The following is a 2,817-nucleotide window of genomic DNA, read 5'->3' as shown; positions in this document are numbered from 1 at the left end:
ATCTTTATAATTTTGTCAACAAATTTTCAAAAGTTTTTTTACTTTTTTTAAAAACAAGCAAATATTCCTAGATTTATCTTAAAAATTATAAAAAAGGTTTCTGGATTACAGCTAATCTAACCTTTTTTCATACATTATTCTATTTTACTATTAGTATTAATTTTTATTGATGCCAACCAAAACCACACCCTAAATCAAAAAAGCTTTTATTCGCTAACTCTGGAATCAATTGTTTTAGCACATCCCATTCCCCTGCAGATTTTAACATGTAAATTAATCTTGGACTCTGTTCATATGCGGCAAAAAAAACTTAGAGACAGCACTTCTTAAGAATAAAAGGAAAAATACTAATCCTATCCCCTCCTTGATAATTGCAAGCAAAAGAAATAGAGATAATGCACAACTGATTAAATCACGATTTATCGCTATTTTGCTCCGGTCCACTCTATCTGCAAGTACACCAACAAATAAAAACACAGCAAGGATGGGAAAACATTAATTCTGTGACAGTTGCATATAAAGACTGCTCTGAAAATCTTTTTAACATATAAAACATGCTAGCAGTAATGCCAATGCTCTGTCCTAATTGGGAAGTAAGATTAGCAAAAATAATCGTGCATAATTTCTATTTTGAAAAATTCCGAAAAATCTACTCAAAAAAACTCTCACCTTATTTAATTCATACTGGTAGAACGCCTATCATTATCTTAAATTTTTTCCACTTTTGTTAGAATGTGTGCTGTCTTTTAACCTATTTGTTATAGTATAAATCACTTGCTGTTTCAGCTCTCCTGATATATTCCGATTCATTATAAGAAACACATCTTCATTCACTTGATGAACATCTTTCTCTATTACTCTTTCTTTTTGATAAAAAAGCAGCTGATTTCTCTTCAGACAAATTTAATGCAGCAAGAGTCTTCTGTATAGTCGATTTGTTCTACTTCTTTGCCTTTATATGTTTCCACTTCTCTATTCTCCCTTCTAAATAAAATTTTCATTACACTGGGCTGTTACTACTTGACTGTACTGAGACTTTTATAAAATGACAAATATCGCCTCTTTTTTTCAGCAAAAAAATCGAATCTGCCGAAGACTCGATTACTCAAAATTATTAAGTGTAAAATACATCCCTCTACCTTCTATTATTTTGCAAGATATATACCAGCATCTGCAAATTCACACAAATATTTATTATATGTTGAGTGTCAATCTTCTGATCTCCACTATAAAAATTTATAAACTCCTCATAAGAGACTTCCACATACTTTGCTAAACTTTCATAAGAAAACTGATATTCTTCTATTAAAAAGGTACCGATTAGCAATTGAATTCTTTCTTTTGCTGTCATAAAAGAAAATCCCTCAGAAATGAAGATTAAACGATAATCTATTAACGCAATTTCTTTCTCCGTTAATTCACATGGCTCATCTTGCAAAATATTTGCTGCCTTTTCAGCGGAAATGCCTAAAATTTTGGGATTTGCTCCTCTTTTAGCTGAAACTTCTCTATCGCTTCCACTATTTTTGCTTTTATATATTCCTTTTGATTATGTTCAGATGTACACTCAACATAAAGATTTGTAATAAACTCTTCCATATTTCCTTCCTCCCATCGAAATAATGTTGCATTTTATTGTATAATAATACCAGAAAAAGCTACATTATTTTTTTTATATAATAAGAAAAATAATCGCTGTTCAGCCACTTTAATAACGAACATAACTCGATAGTTAGGAGCTCACAAATGAAAAAGCAGCTATACCTAATCTGCATGTTCAGCCTAATAGTTTTATTTCTTGCTGGATGCAAAAAAAACAATGAACCCTCTGTTAAAGATGGGAATGTTGAACCTAAAATAACCATTAATTACTCTACTCAATCTTTAACAAAGGAAGATTTGATCAACTATAATAGTAATTTATTAGCTAGTTCAAATGTCGAGGATTTTAAAAAATTCTCGCTAACAATTAATTTTCAAGGGACTGGAAATATGAAAAATCCGGATATATCTATCCCACTTCTAAATAAAATAATTAATTCTTTAGATAAAAAGCGCTATATTGGAGGCAATGCCAGTACATTAAATGAAGAAAACAAGACTGTTGCCGAAGTTGTTCAAGTCATCTATACAAAAGATCTGCCAGTAGAAAAGCTAAAAAAAAAATTAAAGGAAAACCCTGTCATTATCAATTGGGAAACTAAAGATGGAGAAAAAAAAGAAAAGAAATACAATTTAAGCGAATATTTAAAATACAATAATTAGGCTTTTTAGGATGAAGTTGCATTTGTTGCTATCTAGTTACTTTTTTCCCCAGATGAATGGAATAGATTATTGCAACAATTGCAGCTGTTTTGTCATCAGCATTATACAAATCTTTTTTATAGTGTCTATAAAGCTTTACTGCTGAAACATATGATCTCATAATATAAAAAAGGCTGAAATAGTAAGATTTAGAAGTTAAAAACATCTAAATCTATTGCTACTTCAGCCTGTTATGTATGTATTTATAAACAAAAAAGTGGCTCCGCAGGTAGGACTCGAACCTACGACCGTTCGGTTAACAGCCGAATGCTCTACCACTGAGCTACTGCGGAACAATAAATATTTTGGAGCGGGTGATGAGAATCGAACTCACGACATCAGCTTGGAAGGCTGAGGTTTTACCATTAAACTACACCCGCATCATTTATAGGAGAATTACAAATATCGCTTTTGGCAGGGGTAGTAGGAATCGAACCCACACTGGAGGTTTTGGAGACCTCTGTTCTACCTTTAAACTATACCCCTAAATGATAAATGGTGGAGGGGGACGGA

General features: G+C 31.8%; 3 protein-coding genes and 3 tRNA genes. 1 reads left to right on the top strand and 5 read right to left on the bottom strand.

Going from position 1 to position 2,817, the window contains the following annotated elements; genetic code table 11:
• Positions 1-1,135: 1,135 nt before the first annotated feature.
• On the bottom strand, positions 1,136-1,438 hold the full coding sequence (locus CWS01_RS21890; RefSeq protein ID WP_101179670.1) for an HTH domain-containing protein: 303 nt from the start codon (positions 1,436-1,438) through the stop codon (positions 1,136-1,138).
• A gap of 29 nt (positions 1,439-1,467) precedes the next feature.
• Entirely contained in the window at positions 1,468-1,599 is a 132-nt protein-coding gene (locus CWS01_RS23270; RefSeq protein WP_268877095.1) for a hypothetical protein, read from the bottom strand.
• Positions 1,600-1,746: 147 nt separating this feature from the next.
• On the opposite strand from CWS01_RS23270, the gene CWS01_RS21885 reads away from it, so the two are divergent.
• On the top strand, positions 1,747-2,265 hold the full coding sequence (locus CWS01_RS21885; RefSeq protein WP_101179668.1) for a hypothetical protein: 519 nt from the start codon (positions 1,747-1,749) through the stop codon (positions 2,263-2,265).
• Positions 2,266-2,522: 257 nt separating this feature from the next.
• Here CWS01_RS21885 and CWS01_RS21880 read toward each other — a convergent pair.
• The 3 genes from CWS01_RS21880 to CWS01_RS21870 all read right to left on the bottom strand — a co-directional run bounded on the left by CWS01_RS21880 (position 2,523) and on the right by CWS01_RS21870 (position 2,790).
• Positions 2,523-2,597 (bottom strand) — tRNA-Asn (locus tag CWS01_RS21880).
• A 13-nt stretch (positions 2,598-2,610) separates the two neighbouring features.
• A tRNA-Gly gene (locus tag CWS01_RS21875) sits at positions 2,611-2,684 on the bottom strand.
• 32 nt (positions 2,685-2,716) lie between these two features.
• Positions 2,717-2,790: transfer RNA gene (locus CWS01_RS21870), tRNA-Trp, on the bottom strand.
• Between the last annotated feature and the right edge of the window lie 27 nt (positions 2,791-2,817).

The sequence above is a fragment of the Niallia nealsonii genome, from assembly GCF_002835805.1.
Lineage (GTDB): Bacteria > Bacillota > Bacilli > Bacillales > Cytobacillaceae > Niallia > Niallia nealsonii.
The sequence above is the reverse complement of the archived record's forward strand: the minus strand, read 5'-3'. Positions and strand labels throughout refer to the sequence as shown.

Bases quoted from the DNA above. Each gene is read 5' to 3' on its own strand.
- CWS01_RS23270 (WP_268877095.1), bottom strand. From the start codon at position 1,599: ATGGAAGAGTTTATTACAAATCTTTATGTTGAGTGTACATCTGAACAT.
- CWS01_RS21885 (WP_101179668.1), top strand. From the start codon at position 1,747: ATGAAAAAGCAGCTATACCTAATCTGCATGTTCAGCCTAATAGTTTTA.